This window comes from Lysinibacillus sp. JNUCC 51, from assembly GCF_015999525.1.
Taxonomy (GTDB): domain Bacteria; phylum Bacillota; class Bacilli; order Bacillales_A; family Planococcaceae; genus Lysinibacillus; species Lysinibacillus xylanilyticus.
The window spans coordinates 3,073,034-3,088,012 of the sequence record NZ_CP065545.1; the positions used below are offsets into that span (position 1 = coordinate 3,073,034).

The window sequence follows — 14,979 nt, forward strand, 5'->3', positions numbered from 1 at the left end:
CGCTTCGCTTTCGCTACTGAAAAACAATGCTGAAAGAAGTTAAATTTCGATAATTATAGGTAAAATCATTGGTTTTCTTTTTGTTTGTGTAAATAGATATTGACCGACAGCTCTTTTGATTTCTCTTTTTAAGACATGGATCGGTTGTTTACTTTCTTCCTGAAGCTCATTTATCGTTTCTTTGACGAGAATATTTACTTTAGTTAAAAGCTCCTCAAAGTCTTTGGCATAAACAAAGCCTCGTGAAATTGTATCTGGTTCTGAAATGAAGGCACCATCTATTTTATTTAGTGTTATAACGATAACGAGCATACCGTCTTCTGACAGCTGTTTGCGATCTCGTAAGACAATCCCTTCGACTTCACCGATACCAATACCGTCGACATACGTATCACCAGAAGGAATTTTACGTGTTTGCCTAGCCATTGCATTTTCAATATCAACAACATCCCCGTTTTTCATAATAAACGTATGTCCTCTTTTGACACCGACGGACTCAGCTAATAAACGGTGCTGATGTAACATACGGAATTCACCGTGAATCGGAATGAAAAATTTGGGCTTCATTAGCGTTAGCATTAGTTTTAAATCTTCTTGATGGCCATGACCTGAAACGTGCATACCTGTATGACTAGACGAGCCATAAATAACCTTCGCACCTAGCTGGAACAAATTATCGACGATCCGTGAAACACCCTTCTCATTCCCTGGGATAGGGGATGAAGCTAAAATAACTGTGTCATCAGGTAATATTTTGACTTCACGATGATTGCCATTTGCTAATCGAGAGAGTGCAGCTAATGGCTCACCCTGACTTCCTGTACATAGTACAACAACTTCTTCAGGAGGGAGATATTTTACCTCACGTGCATCTAATAACATATCCTCAGGAATGTTTAAATAGCCTCGCTCTAGTGCAACATCTACAACATTCACCATACTACGGCCAAGCAATGCAAGCTTTCTATTTGTAGCAATTGCTGCATTTACAATTTGCTGTATGCGATTAACATTAGAAGCGAAAGTAGAGATAACGATTTTACGTTCGGCATGTAAAAATGCATCTTCAATGTGACTACCGACAAGCTTCTCTGAAGGAGTTAACCCAGGTCGCTCGGCATTAGTACTTTCTGAAATAAGTACTAGTACGCCTTCTGATCCTATCTCAGACATTTTATGAATATCTGCGAATTGATTATTGACAGGCGTTAAATCAAATTTAAAATCTCCAGTGTGTACTACATTACCTTCTGGTGTATTAATAACGATTCCTAAGCAATCAGGTATACTATGGTTTGTTCTAAAGAAACTAACATCAACTTGTCCGATATCTAATGATGAATCGGAATTAATTTCTATTAATTCTGTCTCTCTTAAAAGCTTATGTTCTTTCAGCTTTAGCTCGATTAGCCCAAGAGTAAAACGTGTCGCATAAATAGGGACATTTAATTTCTTTAACAAATAAGGGATACCGCCGATATGATCCTCGTGACCATGTGTCACAATTAAAGCTTTGATTTTCTCCTTATTTTCCTGTAGGTACGTAATATCAGGAATTATTAAATCGATACCCAGTAAGCTTTCGTCTGGAAACTTAGCGCCGCAGTCGATAATTAAAATATCATTCCCGTACTGTACTACATACATATTTTTCCCAATCTCGTTAATGCCACCTAATGCGAAAATTGATAATGTATTGTCTTTTGTGGACAAGCATATTCCCTCCTAATGTTTCAGTATGTTCTTTTAATGAAAATTCAGCATTAGTAGTATAGCTTTAAGCGTTTCATCCTATACGAAAAGACAATTTGAGGATAAGCGTTAATATAAGATTTTCATGAAGAATAGAATAGAGGAACGTATAAAATAAAGGGGATGTGACTGGTTGTCGAATTACTTACAGCATGCGATGTTTGAACATAAGTTTTGGTTAAGGATACTGAAAGACCATTCTCAATTTATTCATGATTCCTTGTATCCATCGGAAACAGAGGATATAAAAAGAGCGAGTTCATTTATACTTCAATTTTCTCAACTGCTTGCCTATGTTAATTCGATAGATGCAAATAATGTGGTTTCCTTTTCACTTACAATCGATGAAGCTGTAGAACAACTAAAGCAATTTAAATTTTATTTGCTTAGAAAGCAATTAACGGGAAATATTAATACCCATCTACCACCTACCTTTATTAATCACATGGTGAATGAATTAGAGGAGTATCAAAATGTACTTAGCTATCTGAAGAAGGGAGAAGTCCCGCCAATCTTTCATGAGCTACATCATCACTTACTCTGGCTATTAGATGCATCAGGACATGCAGGTATCATTCATGACGATTTAGATGGTGTAGAAAGAAGATTGAGGCAAAAAAGTACTACCTTTGCTCAACATTTTGAAGAATTTTATTTAAAAGCAGTGGAGCTTACAGGATATTTGCGTTCAAATATAAAATCATTCCCCGCATTAACTCGCTTTAATCACGATGTGGATATAGAAATGGGATTATTCAAAACTTTTTTACGGGAGTTAGAGGAGATGGAGTTAAGTGCAGAAGTATTAGGCACGTTTACAGCTTTAATGGCGGATCATATGCTAAGAGAAGAGCAATACTATTTATCGAAGCTTGCACAATCTAGAGGTGAAGGTTAATTTGCACTGCAATGGTCTCATTGGCAAAACAAGTGGTTGATTTCCGTTTCGACTGGGCTCTCTAATCAACCACTTCACTCTAGATGACCGTCGCGAATTCATTTTTCAACAAGGCTATCTTGTTTTGAGATAGCCTTGTTTATTTTTAGGGATGAATAATAACCTCAGTACCGATTGGGACAATGCTTGCAAGCTCTTCGACATCCTTATTATGCATACGAATACAGCCACGTGAAACGGCATGACCTATAGAGCTAGGATCATTAGTTCCATGAATACCATAGTGCTCTTTAGATAAACTCATCCACATTGTTCCAAAAGGACCACCGGGATTTGGAGCCTTATTAATGATTATAAAATCGCCAGTAGGTGTATCGTGTAACATCCTTCCAACCGCAATTGGGTATTGCTTTTGAAGAATATTATCCTTATATAACCGTAGCCATCGGTTTTCAGTAGAAATATCTATTCTATAAGGAATAGTATTTGGATTAGGAAATCCAGGTATAACAATTTGTTGGCCTAAATAAAGTACATTCGGATCTAATCCAGGATTAGCAGCCAATATGGATGTTAACGGTGTACGATAATTTCTAGCTATTTGGGCCAATGTTTCGCCTGCCTTAACTGTATGAATCAAATTTATCACCTCCAATAAAATAAGGTTTACCACCATAAGTTAGGGATGACATTTGTAAAAATGTATATCGTTTCGGACGACCCCAGTCGGAACGGAAATCAACCTCACGTTATGGTGATGTTCCTAAAATATTTGCTTTAATATACAGGTTATGCCGAAGATATAGAAAAATCCTTTAACTTCTTTCAGCTAATGTCTTTTATAGCGACAGCTACAATTATGCCTAGGCATGATTGATTTTTCATGAGGATAGCAACTGCAGTTAGTTGGATATGATAAGCAGTAAAAAACTATAACCAGTAACCAAGGAGCATTTATGAAAGAATTTAAAATTACTTATTTTTTTGATGAGATGCATTATGTACGGAGATTTATCCATATCGAATCACAAGAAAAAGCAGAGGCATTAGTTCGTAGCGAACGAGATCAATATATATCCTTTACAGATAGTAGAGGGATGTATCATGAGTTGCATACAAGACATGTTCGGGTCATTCAAATATCTGAATATCATCGCATTGATAAAAGTTCGAAAGCGAAAGGCACATGATTTGTCCAACGTTGCACATGCTATAAGTAAAGGAGTGAGCAATGATGGATATAGAAAAAATAATACCACATGAGAAAAAAATGTTTATGAACTTAGCAAGTAAGGATAAACCTGATATGGTTGACTCAGATAATATAAGTCTTTTCGATTTACACGAAGATATGCAAACGGTTGATCCTATACCGGTAAGGGAACTCAATAAAAGAGTAGAACGAGAAGGCGATGAATTAATTGAATTGCAGCCTGATGAATTATAGGAGGTAGGGATTTTCATGACTAACCATAACGAAGCACAGTTTACTTCTGCTGGGACGGATATTAATGAAGTGAAAAGACAAAATGCAGAAAGTGGTTTATCTTACAATGAAGTGAAAAAGCTTCTAGCTCAAAGAGGTGGAGCTGGTACGGAAATATATAGTGATACAGATGTCGAAGAAGTAAAGCAACAGATTCATGGGAAAAATCAATAGGCTAATTGGGAGGAGTATGAAATTAAGTACTCCTCTATTTTTATTTTGTAAAAGTGCGCTTGGGATGAAAAAATAAATCACTGAATCAATTATGCCTCGGCATAATTGCGTCCGAAATCGGCTTTGTGCGTAGGCCTGCAAATGTTTTTTGTGCGAAAGCGAAGCGGCAGCCACAACAAGATGTTGGTCACTCAGTCGTTGCCACAGGACGAGGCGTTCTTAGACTGAGTTCCTTTATTTCAGCGGATGCTTGGACACCCTCTGAAATGTGACATAAAATAGATTCATCTCACGACCAAATACAGGTGGGAGACTTCTTTAATCTGACGCTTCGTTTTATTTGTAACTGCCGTTTCACTTTCGCTACAGAAAACAATAGTAGCTGACGCTTTGCTTTCGCTACAGAAAAAATTTGCTGAAAGAAATTAAACTTCGCTTTATTTTACAATAAGATGTAAAGGTAAGGAGGTATACGAATGGAGGAAAAACGTTGTCCGTTATGTGGGCAAGAAAATCATTGTGGAGTAGTAAATGGAAAAAAGGATTGTTGGTGTATGACAGAAAGCTTTCCTAAAGAAATTCTTGAAGTGGCACCTAAAGATCAATGCATTTGTCAAAAGTGCTTAGATACATATAATAAAGATTATTCGTTAAGGCCTTAAAAATACTTCAATTGCTGTAGAGATTATTTGGTACAATTGTCTACCACACAACAACCTATCGGACATATATTACTCTGAAAGGAGTGTGTCTAATGACTAAACCAATTGTACTCAGTAATGTAACTAAGGCATATTTAGAGGAATACCAAAGGATCCTCGATAAAATGATGCAGGGCATGACCTATGTGACAATTACATGTAGTATTTCAGATAATTTTATTAAGCAAATATTACCGCATCAAGTAGCTGCTATTAGAATGTCGGAAAATGTTTTGCAATATACCACTAATTTATTTGTACAAAATCTCGCATTAGAAATAATAGCAACAAGTACAGAGACTGTTGAATGCCTCGAAGCGATACAAAATAGATGCTGTATCGTACAAAATTCGGAATGTGAATTGTACGAATACATGTGTGCTTATAAAGAAATTACCGGGGCTATGTTCCAAGCAATGAGTTTGCCGCCAGTTTCTAATAATATTAATATAAACTTTTTGCGAGAAATGATTGTCCACCATCAGGGAGGAGTTCGACTAGCACAAAACGTTTTAAGGTTCTGTATTTGCCAAGAATTAATACCAATCCTTCGAAATATGATTCAAACTATGTGCGATCGTATTTGTGAAATGGAAAAATTACTGGATGCTTTAAAGGATTGCGAGAATTGCTAGTTTGAACGGAACATTTATAAAGTGAAAAAACGCTAGAGTCGAAGTCGATTTTAGCGTTTTTTGTGTGACTACGATTGCTCTTGATGGAAACTAATCAAACATTCTCAACAGAAGGAGCGCACATAAATGTTACTGTTCGTTTATTACTATCGTAAAGACACCACTCTCGGTGATCAACAACCGACCCAACATTGATGCCGTATTGTTTTTCTTGTAATGCGATTGGTTGGCCATAGCGAATACGAATAGGTAATTTTTTATTACGATGATAAAGACCTGATTCATGACTATGTCCGAAGAAAAGAATTGATTTTTTAAATGGCGGAAATGTAGGTTGCCACGTCACACTCCATTTAAATTGATGTCCATGCATAAGTGTTGCTCCATCAATCTCCATTGTTTCAGGTAACTCAGTAAAACGTTCGATACCAGTTACACGTGTAATACGCTCTTCCTGATTGCCACGAATAGAGGGGAATGTTAGTAAGTTTTCAAAATCGTTTTCTACTATTGCAGCTTTTTGAAGCGGTATACCCGACATTGTTTGAGCCTTTTTCTTACTTACAGTGCATTCATATAAATCACCTAGTCCCAATACCTTTGCATCTTTCGCAGATTGCTGAATATGGTCTAGAACTGCCTTAGTATCTTCTATACTAGAATGTAAATCTCCTAAAAGTGCGTACAGCATATTAATCAGGCCTTTCATGAATTATGCCTCTGCATAATTATGTCCGAAATCGGCTTTGTGTCTGCACAAAACTGATTAAGTGACATCCGCCGGAGGCTTTAACTTCTTTCAGCGGGTGTCCAAACACCTGTAGCTGACGCTTCGCTTTCGCTACATAAAACATTTGTAGCTGACGCTTCGCTTTCGCTACATAAAACATTTGTAGCTGACGCTTTGCTTTCGCTACATAAAACATTTGCTGAAAGAAGTTAATCATTATATGAATATCATACACCTAACAGAAATTGATAGAAAAGTAAAATGTATCAGTATATTTGGTTCATCACCATGACGTCCAGTTGATTTCCGTTCCGATTAGAGCATTGTTGCTGACGCTTCGCTTTCGCACAGATAAAACATTGTTGCTGACGCTTCGCTTTCGCACAGAAAACATCCGCTTCGCTGCAGGGTCTCAAATCTTCAAGAAGTTGCCTAGTCTCCACCCCAATCAACTTCTCCGAATGACATATGCTTTAACAAAATGTCTTCTCTAACTTTCGGTAAGGAGCCTTATATTTTTATATAAGATAAATTGCCATCTTTTTAATAGATTGATAAAATGTAATTGTAATTTTCTGAATTTTCTTATTGTAATTTTGCGTGGTATGAGGGTAATGAATATTAAAAATTTGGGGGGCAATGATGACGATGTTGATGACAGACATTCTACAAAATTATGCTATGCAGCAACCAAATGGGATCGCAACGGTTTACGATGGGACAAAGCTATCCTATAGTGAATTTTATAAAAGTGCAGAAATATTCGCAGCATACTTGCAAGAACAAGGGTATGAAAAAGATGATGTAATTGCATTATATACGCTCAATTCTGATTTATTTTTAATCGCTTATTTCGGTGTTCAGCTAGCGGGCTATGTTGTCATGCCTATTAATACAAAATTAGCAGCTCCAGAGGTCGAATTCATTTTTAATCATTCAGAAGCTAAAGGACTTATTTATGATGAAAGGTTAGAGGGTGTGCTCGCAACTATTGCATATCCGTTTCAGCATATTATAGGGCTCCAAGAAATGAAAGACGTTATTAAAAACTATCCAGGTCAAAGAAAAGCTGTCAAATTGGAACCTCATGATACGGCTATTGTTATGTATACTTCTGGTACGACGGGAAAACCAAAAGGAGTAATGTTGACTCATCAAAATGTTGTATCAGCTGCAGATATATGGTCGTCGTCAATGGATATGACCAATGAGGATAAAATGTTTGTTTGTACGCCTTTATTTCATTGTGCAGGTCTTCATGTATTTGCGATGCCGATGTTTTATAAAGGCGGTACGTTGGTTATAGAAGAGGCTTTTTCTTCGACAAATACATTAGAACAGCTTGCTGTTACAGATGCGACAATTTTCTTTGGAGTTCCGTCAATGTATACAATTATTTTAAACACACCTAACTTTAAGGAACATACATTTAAAAATTTACGTTTATTATGTTACGGAGCGGCACCGATGCCTTATGAGCTTGTTAAGCAAGTTAAAGAGGCATTCCCTAATGTGAAAGTACAAAACCTGTATGGACAAACTGAAAATTCCCCTGCAGCCACTTCTCTTTTAGATACGGATGCATTGACGAAGATTGGATCAGTAGGAAAACCATTAGCACAAACAGAAGTCCGTGTTGTTGATAGCTTTGGTGAAACTGTGCCAGCGGGTGAGGTAGGAGAAATTTGTGTCAAAGGACCACAAGTCATGAAAGGTTATTTACGTAATCCTGAAGAAACAGCTAGAGCAATTAAAGATGGTTGGCTCTATTCAGGAGATTTAGGGCGTTTTGATGAGGAAGGCTATCTCTATATTGTAGATCGTAAAAAGGATATGATTATTCGAGGTGGCGAAAATATTTATCCTATCGAGATCGAAGAGGTTTTATATCAACTGCCAGAAATTTTGGAGGCAGCCGTTGTAGGTTTACCACATGAAGTATATGGCGAAGTCCCGAAAGCTTTTGTCGTATTGAAGGAAGGGAAGCCTTCCGATGATGAGGCGATTTTGGCTTATTGTAGGACTCAGCTAGCAAAATATAAAGTGCCACATGAAATCGAATTTTTAACTGAATTGCCACGAAATGCTTCCGGTAAAGTTTTGAAGCATACATTACGTCCAAGAGTAAGTACGCCATAAAAACGGTTTGATGTTTGAAAGTAGCAAATCTAGTAATACCTTGATCAGATTATGCTGAATTTAGAGATGTTAATGTGTCATATATAAAGGGTATATAAAAATCATTAGGTTTCTGCATAATTGTGTCCTAGGCTTTAACTTCTTTCAGCGGATGTTTGGACAACCGCGAAAGAAGTTAAAATAGGAACGTCTATGAAATTAGCGTATAATAGAGTCTGCGACAAATTGAAATAATAGAATTGAAGTTTTTGTCTTCAAACAAGATAGGAGCGGAATTTGTCTTGTGGACGTGGAATAAACGCCTTTTACTAATAGGTATTATGATAATTATGCTACTTTCGAGTTGCAATCAGATTTCGCAGCAGGAAATGCAAAACAAAGAATTAACTGTGTTAACAGTAGAGTTTAATAGCGGTGCACCCATACCTAACCTTTATATAACTGCCACAGATGTAGAAACAGGTAAGGTAGTGGAGGATGCAGTTGGCTCAGAAGAGGGCGAAGCAACATTTTCAAAACTTCAAGAGGGACGGAAATATGCTATAGCTGCAACTACGATTGAAAATAGTACGAAGAACGATGGTTATACGACAATCGAAAATTTTACATATGATTCGACAAAGCCGTATTATCGATTGGAGACATATTTTTCAAGGGACAAGCAAGAGCTGGGTGTCTCAGCTGTTATGCAAAATCCTGAACTACCACATGGCTGTGAAATAACATCATTAACGGCTGTATTAAATTATTATGGGTTAGATGTTACGAAGCTGGAAATGGCTGATAACTATTTACCGAAGCAAAAGATTAGTATTGTAGATGGACAACGATTTGGTCCAAATCCAGCACAGGCTTTTGCTGGTAATCCTCGTGACAAAGCAAGCGGTATGTATGTCTTTGCAGCTCCGATTGTCAAAGCAGCAGAGGCAGTAATAACAGATAAACAGGCAGACTTACGAGTGACAAATAAGAGTGGTGCCTCTCAGGACGAGATTTTACAACTTGTTCGAGAAGGAGTTCCTGTTGTGACATGGGTTACATTGGATTTATCAGCACCAAAAGATAATTCAGAAAAGGGCTGGATCTATGAAGGTGAAACAGTGCCACATAAAGCGTACATGAACTTGCATGCTGTTGTTTTAACTGGGCATCTAGGCGATAAAGTAGTTGTCATGGACCCATTAAAAGGCTTTGTCACTTATAATGTGGATCAGTTTTTTAACAGCTATAGAGAGTTAGGTAAACAAGCTGTAGCCGTTCATAAATGATTCAAAGAAGAGTTATAAGGAGTACAGGGAAAGTATGTTACACTTGTAAAAAAAGGCTCGTCACTAAATATTAAGGATGACATTCTTAAAACGAATGTCATGTATATAAGTTGATTGGAGTGGAGGCTGGGTGACTCCTTGGGGATTAGCGAATAGAGGAACGAGGGCTAAAATCATCACGTCCTGTGATAACGCCTTCGTGACCAACATCGGTGCTGCTGACGCTGCGTTAGCACTACGCTTTCGCGCAAAAAACATCTGTTGGCCCGAGACCCTGGAGCGAAGCGAAGCGGCTCATCGGACGCCCCCAGGAAGCTCTGCTCTGCGCGAAAGCGAAGCGTCAGCGGCAAATGTTTTATCTGTGCGAAAGCGAAGCGACAGCAACAAAGCGCCCAGTCGGAACGGAAATCAACCCCACGTTATGGTGATAAGCCTAATAAAAGCTAAAGTGAGTTGAGTAGAATGGCCATTGAGCACACTTTTTTACCGGTTTTATTAGGAGATGAAATGAATGCTTACGGCATGGCAAGAGCATTTTACGAGTCCTATGGAGTTAAACCACTTGCATTAAATCATACGAATATGGAGAAAATACAGCAGAGTGATTTATTAATATTTCGCGAAGTTCCAAGACTCCATGTTGAAGAACGTTTTGTCGTTGCGTTAAAGGCAATTGCAGAGGAATTTGCAGGTAAAAAATTGCTTTTATTAGCCTGCGATGAATTTTACGTAAAAAAAATTGTGCAACATAAAGAGGAGCTAGCGGACTATTTTGCAATTCCTTATGTGGATGCAAACCTTGCTAACGAGCTATTAACACGTGAGAGCATGTATGAACTTTGTGCGAAATTCGGTTTTCTCTATCCGGCAATGCATGTTTGCACCGTAAATGATTACGAGGAATTTGACATCCCTTTTGAATACCCAGTTGTCATTAAACCTTTGAATATGACAAAGTATGCTACATGTATTTTTCCAGGTAAGAAAAAAGTGTATATTGCAAAAGATAACGACGAAAAGGATGCTATTTTCCATGCCATTTATAAGGAATCGGCATACCGAGATGACCTAATGGTACAGCAATATATTCCTGGCGAAGATGCTCATATGTGTGTCGTAAATGCTTATGTTGGTCAAGATAGTAAGGTAAAACTGCTTTCTGTAGGTAATCCAATTTTAGAGGAGCATTCTCCAGAGGGTATTGGTCGCTATGTAGCCATTATGACCGCATACGATAAAGACTTAATGGATCGTGTGAAATTGTTTCTTGAGGAAATACGGTTCCAGGGCTTTGCAACGTTTGATATGAAGTATGATGAACGTGATGGTCAATATAAGTTATTGAGTATTGAATTACATAATGAACTTTCAAATTATTATGTGACAGCAAGTGGCTATAATTTAATGCAATATGTCGCGGATGATTTTATCCGTGGAAGCAAGCAACAGCTAACGTATGTTCAGAACAAGCATCTTTGGACAATTGTGCCGAATGGTGTCCTCTTTAAATATGTACAAAATGAACAACTTGTGATTGAAGCGAAAAGTCTTATTCGCCAAGGAATGGCTACGGATTCCATCTTTAATTATAAGGATATGAATGCGAAGCGCTGGTTGAATATAACGCTAGATAATTTAAGCTTTTATCGCCAATATAAGAAATATTTTAACAACAAAGGTCTGTCAAACTAATGAAAAAACAAACTTTAGGTATAATTGGTGGCGTTGGTCCACTTGCAACGATGTTTATCGGTGAAATGATTGTAAGACGTACGAAGGCAACGAAGGATCAGGAGCATTTACATACTATCATTGATAATGATACGAATATCCCTGATCGTACTGCCTTTATTTTAGATAGTACAAAGGAAAATCCTGTACCAGTGATAGTCGCAGATGCTAAAAAGCTTGCTTCTGTTGGAGCAAATATGATTGCTATTCCATGTAATACGGCACATACCTTTTATGATGAGATTGTTGAAGGTTCCCCAGTTCCTGTTTTACATATGATCAGGGAAACAGCAAAGCGTGCCTCTGACTTAGGGGCAAAGCGTGTAGGGATTTTAGCGACAACGGGTACATTAACCTCACACATGTATCAAGATGCGTTAGAGGAATTTGGTATCACGCCAGTTGTTCCAGACGATGTCATGAAGGAAAAAGTCATGTCTATTATTTACGATTATGTAAAGGCTGGAAAAAATGTCTCTCATGAGGATTGGCAACCAATAGAAAAGGCAATGCTTGCACTTAATTGTGATCGTATCGTACTGGGATGTACAGAATTATCAATCGTCAATCGCGATTTAAAATTAAGTGACAAATATATCGACTCATTAATCGTGTTAGCAGAACGTGCTATATTAGCAAGTGGCTATGAATTAGTAGATTAACAATTAAATGAACGAAATAAAAATCTGTTCGCTTTTCACAGGTAAGTTGTAAACCTTCAAAAGAAGCTCAAGTGTCTATAAGGGCTTGAGGGCTAACCAATCCCGTGAAAAGACGTGCAGATTTTTTTATCTGCATACTTAAAATTCATTAGAGAAGCTTAAGAAAGCGCCATTTTTGAAACGATTATACAAAGGTTTACGTACATATGAAGTAGGAAAATGATTAGTGTGTTAAACTAGTGTCAAGCAGATAGAAGGTGGGAAATTACATGTCAGTAATAAATTTATTAAATGAAGATGTGCAAGCAAAATGGAAATTTGAAGAGCCGATGAAAATTCAAGAAGAAATGATTCCGGCAATGCTTGAGGGCAAAGATATTGTAGCTGAATCTCCGACAGGATCGGGAAAGACTTTAGCGTATGTACTTCCTTTACTAAATAAAGTAAACGGTTCAAAAAAACAAACACAAGGACTTATCGTAGCCCCATCACAGGAGCTAGCAATGCAAATAGTTGAGGTTATCCGTGAATGGACAGCAGGTTCTGATATTACGGTTCAACAATTAATTGGTGGCGCAAACTCTGCACGCCAAATCGAAAAGTTAAAGAAAAAACCGACGATTGTTGTAGGAACACCTGGCCGATTAAATGAGTTAGCACGTGCTGGGAAATTAAAGCTTAAAGAAATTGAAACAATAATTTTAGATGAGTGTGATCAGTTACTAAGTCGTGAATATCGTGTTGTCGTAAAATCCTTTATCGAAGGTTCAGCATATGGGCGACAAGTAGTTGTTGTGTCGGCAACAATTACGGAGGAAATTGAATTAGTGGCTAGTCGCATGATGTTCGAGCCAGTACGCTTTAAAATTAAACCTGAAGATATGCTAAAGGTTGGTAAAGTTGTACACTCTTTCGTGAAAGTGGAGGAGCGAGATAAAACAGATTTCCTACGCCGACTATCACATACAGAAGGATTACGTGGATTGGCTTTCGTCAACAATATAGATCAATTGCTGATGAAGGAAACGAAATTACAATATCGTACGGCACCAATTGTAACATTGCATTCTGACATGAAGAAGGAAGAACGTAAAAAGGCGTTAGATGCATTCCGTAAAGGCGAGGCACGTATTTTAATTGCTACAGATATTGCTGCACGTGGTTTAGATATTGCAGGTTTAACACATGTTATTCATGTCGATGTACCAAGAACAATTGAGCAGTATTTGCATCGTTCTGGTCGTACAGGACGTGCTGGTGCTGATGGTGAAGTATTAACGTTATTATCTTACCGTGATGAAAAAACGTATAAAAAATGGACACGGGAAATTCCTGGGAAACCAGTGCAAAAAGTATGGCATGAAGGTAAGCTAGTGGAGGGCAATTCAAAAACAATTGGACAGAAGCGAGGTAAATAATATGACGTTTGAAGAAAAATTACAAGCATATGCAGAACTTGCGGTAAAAGTCGGTGTCAATATTCAACCTGGGCAATACTTATTAGTTAATACATCAGTTGAAGCTTTAGATTTCGCCCGTTTAGTCGTGAAAGAGGCTTATAAGGCTGGTGCAGGACGTGTTCATGTTAATTTTTCGGATGATGAAATGGATCGTGCTTATTTTGAGCATGCCTCAGATGAAGAATTTAATCGTTTCCCAGAATGGGTAGTTAAAATGCGTGATGAGGTAATCGAACGTAAAGGAGCACTATTATGGATTGATGCTGCAGACCCTGATAAATTAGCAGGTATTTCAGCAGATCGTCTAGCTACCCATCAAAAAGTATCCGGAGCTGCTCTGAAAAATTATCGCAACGCCGTAATGAAAGACTTGATAGCTTGGTCAATCGTTGCTGTCCCTTCACCAAAGTGGGCATCAAAGGTATTCCCTAATTTAGCCGCTGAGGAACAAGTGCCAGCATTATGGGAAGCTATTTTTAAAACTGTTCGTATCGGTGAAGGCAATGCTGTTGAAAACTGGCATGAACACGTAGTAAATTTAGAATCTCGTGCGGCCCTACTGAACAATAAAAAATATGCGAAGCTTCACTATACAGCGCCAGGGACAGATTTAACAATTGCCTTAGCGCCACAGCATAAATGGCTTACTGGAGGTAGTAAAACGCCAGATGATACTATCTTTATTGCTAATATGCCGACAGAAGAAGTTTATACGTTACCGATGAAACAAGGGGTAAACGGCTATGTAAGCAATACAAAACCGTTAGTTTATCAAGGGAATATTATTGATGGCTTTAAACTAACGTTTGAAGAAGGAAAAATTGTAAAGGCTGAAGCGCAGGTAGGGCATGATTTATTACAGGAGCTTATTAATGTAGATGAAGGCTCTTGTTATTTAGGTGAGGTTGCACTTGTACCGCATGAATCACCAATTTCAGCATCGGAGATTTTATATTTTAATACATTGTTTGATGAAAATGCATCGAACCATTTAGCGATTGGTGAAGCTTATCCAACTTGCTTAGAAGGTGGAAGAGATTTAGAAAACGGACAGCTAGAAGCGTTAGGTGCAAATATTTCAGTTACACATGAAGACTTTATGATTGGTAGCGGTGAAATGGACATTGACGGTATTTTACCAGATGGAACTGTCGAACCAATTTTCCGCAAAGGTAGCTGGGCATTTTAAGCTCTTGATTTAACTATTTCAAAGGGTTTCCAAACGCCCGCTGTAATAGAGGGACCAGGTCTAAAAACGCCACGTCCTGTGATTAAGGCTGAGTGACCAATATCATGTTGTTGCCGCTGACGCTAGGCTTCGCGCAAAAAACATTTGTTGGCCT

16 protein-coding genes are annotated in these 14,979 nt (G+C 37.9%); 12 read left to right on the forward strand and 4 right to left on the reverse strand.

Features of this window, described 5'->3' with window-relative positions; translation table 11 throughout:
• Positions 1 to 39: 39 nt before the first annotated feature.
• Positions 40 to 1,713 carry a ribonuclease J gene (locus JNUCC51_RS14835; protein WP_337988693.1) on the reverse strand — a complete coding sequence of 558 codons (1,674 nt, stop codon included), beginning with the start codon at positions 1,711 to 1,713 and terminating at the stop codon, positions 40 to 42.
• Positions 1,714 to 1,885: 172 nt separating this feature from the next.
• On the opposite strand from JNUCC51_RS14835, the gene JNUCC51_RS14840 reads away from it, so the two are divergent.
• Positions 1,886 to 2,650 carry a DUF2935 domain-containing protein gene (locus tag JNUCC51_RS14840; RefSeq protein ID WP_337988694.1) on the forward strand — a complete coding sequence of 255 codons (765 nt, stop codon included), beginning with the start codon at positions 1,886 to 1,888 and terminating at the stop codon, positions 2,648 to 2,650.
• Between the two features lie 145 nt (positions 2,651 to 2,795).
• On the opposite strand, the gene JNUCC51_RS14845 is transcribed toward JNUCC51_RS14840, so the two are convergent.
• Complete coding sequence (locus JNUCC51_RS14845) at positions 2,796 to 3,290, reverse strand: L,D-transpeptidase family protein (RefSeq protein ID WP_337988695.1); 495 nt, start codon at positions 3,288 to 3,290, stop codon at positions 2,796 to 2,798.
• Between the two features lie 316 nt (positions 3,291 to 3,606).
• Between JNUCC51_RS14845 and JNUCC51_RS14850 the strand changes: the two genes are divergently transcribed.
• The 5 genes from JNUCC51_RS14850 (at position 3,607) to JNUCC51_RS14870 (ending at position 5,646) form a co-directional block, all read left to right on the forward strand.
• A complete protein-coding gene (locus JNUCC51_RS14850; protein WP_337988696.1) occupies positions 3,607 to 3,840 on the forward strand; it encodes a hypothetical protein in 234 nt (77 codons plus the stop codon).
• 44 nt (positions 3,841 to 3,884) lie between these two features.
• Positions 3,885 to 4,097, forward strand: coding sequence for a YczO family protein (locus tag JNUCC51_RS14855; protein WP_337988697.1), 213 nt, complete (start codon positions 3,885 to 3,887; stop codon positions 4,095 to 4,097).
• 15 nt (positions 4,098 to 4,112) lie between these two features.
• Positions 4,113 to 4,310 (forward strand): gamma-type small acid-soluble spore protein, encoded by a 198-nt coding sequence (locus JNUCC51_RS14860; protein ID WP_337988698.1) that lies wholly within the window; start codon positions 4,113 to 4,115, stop codon positions 4,308 to 4,310.
• A 476-nt stretch (positions 4,311 to 4,786) separates the two neighbouring features.
• Positions 4,787 to 4,972 carry a cysteine-rich CWC family protein gene (locus JNUCC51_RS14865; RefSeq protein ID WP_337988699.1) on the forward strand — a complete coding sequence of 62 codons (186 nt, stop codon included), beginning with the start codon at positions 4,787 to 4,789 and terminating at the stop codon, positions 4,970 to 4,972.
• Between the two features lie 92 nt (positions 4,973 to 5,064).
• A complete protein-coding gene (locus JNUCC51_RS14870; protein ID WP_337988700.1) occupies positions 5,065 to 5,646 on the forward strand; it encodes a DUF305 domain-containing protein in 582 nt (193 codons plus the stop codon).
• A gap of 94 nt (positions 5,647 to 5,740) precedes the next feature.
• Here JNUCC51_RS14870 and JNUCC51_RS14875 read toward each other — a convergent pair whose 3' ends face one another.
• Positions 5,741 to 6,337, reverse strand: a complete 597-nt coding sequence (locus tag JNUCC51_RS14875) for a metallophosphoesterase family protein (RefSeq protein WP_268637235.1) — start codon at positions 6,335 to 6,337, stop codon at positions 5,741 to 5,743.
• Positions 6,338 to 6,374: 37 nt separating this feature from the next.
• Positions 6,375 to 6,593: a hypothetical protein gene (locus JNUCC51_RS14880; protein ID WP_337988701.1), complete on the reverse strand. Its 219-nt coding sequence runs from the start codon at positions 6,591 to 6,593 to the stop codon at positions 6,375 to 6,377.
• 425 nt (positions 6,594 to 7,018) lie between these two features.
• Between JNUCC51_RS14880 and JNUCC51_RS14885 the strand changes: the two genes are divergently transcribed.
• From JNUCC51_RS14885 to JNUCC51_RS14910, 6 genes are all read left to right on the forward strand, one after another.
• Complete coding sequence (locus JNUCC51_RS14885) at positions 7,019 to 8,515, forward strand: class I adenylate-forming enzyme family protein (RefSeq protein ID WP_337988702.1); 1,497 nt, start codon at positions 7,019 to 7,021, stop codon at positions 8,513 to 8,515.
• 281 nt (positions 8,516 to 8,796) lie between these two features.
• The gene (locus JNUCC51_RS14890; RefSeq protein WP_337988703.1) at positions 8,797 to 9,783 is read left to right on the forward strand and encodes a C39 family peptidase; all 987 of its coding nucleotides are present in this window, start codon (positions 8,797 to 8,799) and stop codon (positions 9,781 to 9,783) included.
• Between the two features lie 462 nt (positions 9,784 to 10,245).
• Entirely contained in the window at positions 10,246 to 11,475 is a 1,230-nt protein-coding gene (locus tag JNUCC51_RS14895; protein WP_100544156.1) for a carboxylate--amine ligase, read from the forward strand.
• Positions 11,475 to 12,176, forward strand: a complete 702-nt coding sequence (cuyB, locus tag JNUCC51_RS14900; RefSeq protein WP_337988704.1) for a cysteate racemase — start codon at positions 11,475 to 11,477, stop codon at positions 12,174 to 12,176. The genes JNUCC51_RS14895 and cuyB overlap by 1 nt, the downstream gene beginning before the upstream one ends.
• Positions 12,177 to 12,445: 269 nt before the next feature.
• Positions 12,446 to 13,594 carry a DEAD/DEAH box helicase gene (locus tag JNUCC51_RS14905; RefSeq protein WP_337988705.1) on the forward strand — a complete coding sequence of 383 codons (1,149 nt, stop codon included), beginning with the start codon at positions 12,446 to 12,448 and terminating at the stop codon, positions 13,592 to 13,594.
• A 1-nt stretch (position 13,595) separates the two neighbouring features.
• Positions 13,596 to 14,825 (forward strand): aminopeptidase, encoded by a 1,230-nt coding sequence (locus JNUCC51_RS14910; protein WP_134026031.1) that lies wholly within the window; start codon positions 13,596 to 13,598, stop codon positions 14,823 to 14,825.
• Positions 14,826 to 14,979 lie beyond the last annotated feature (154 nt).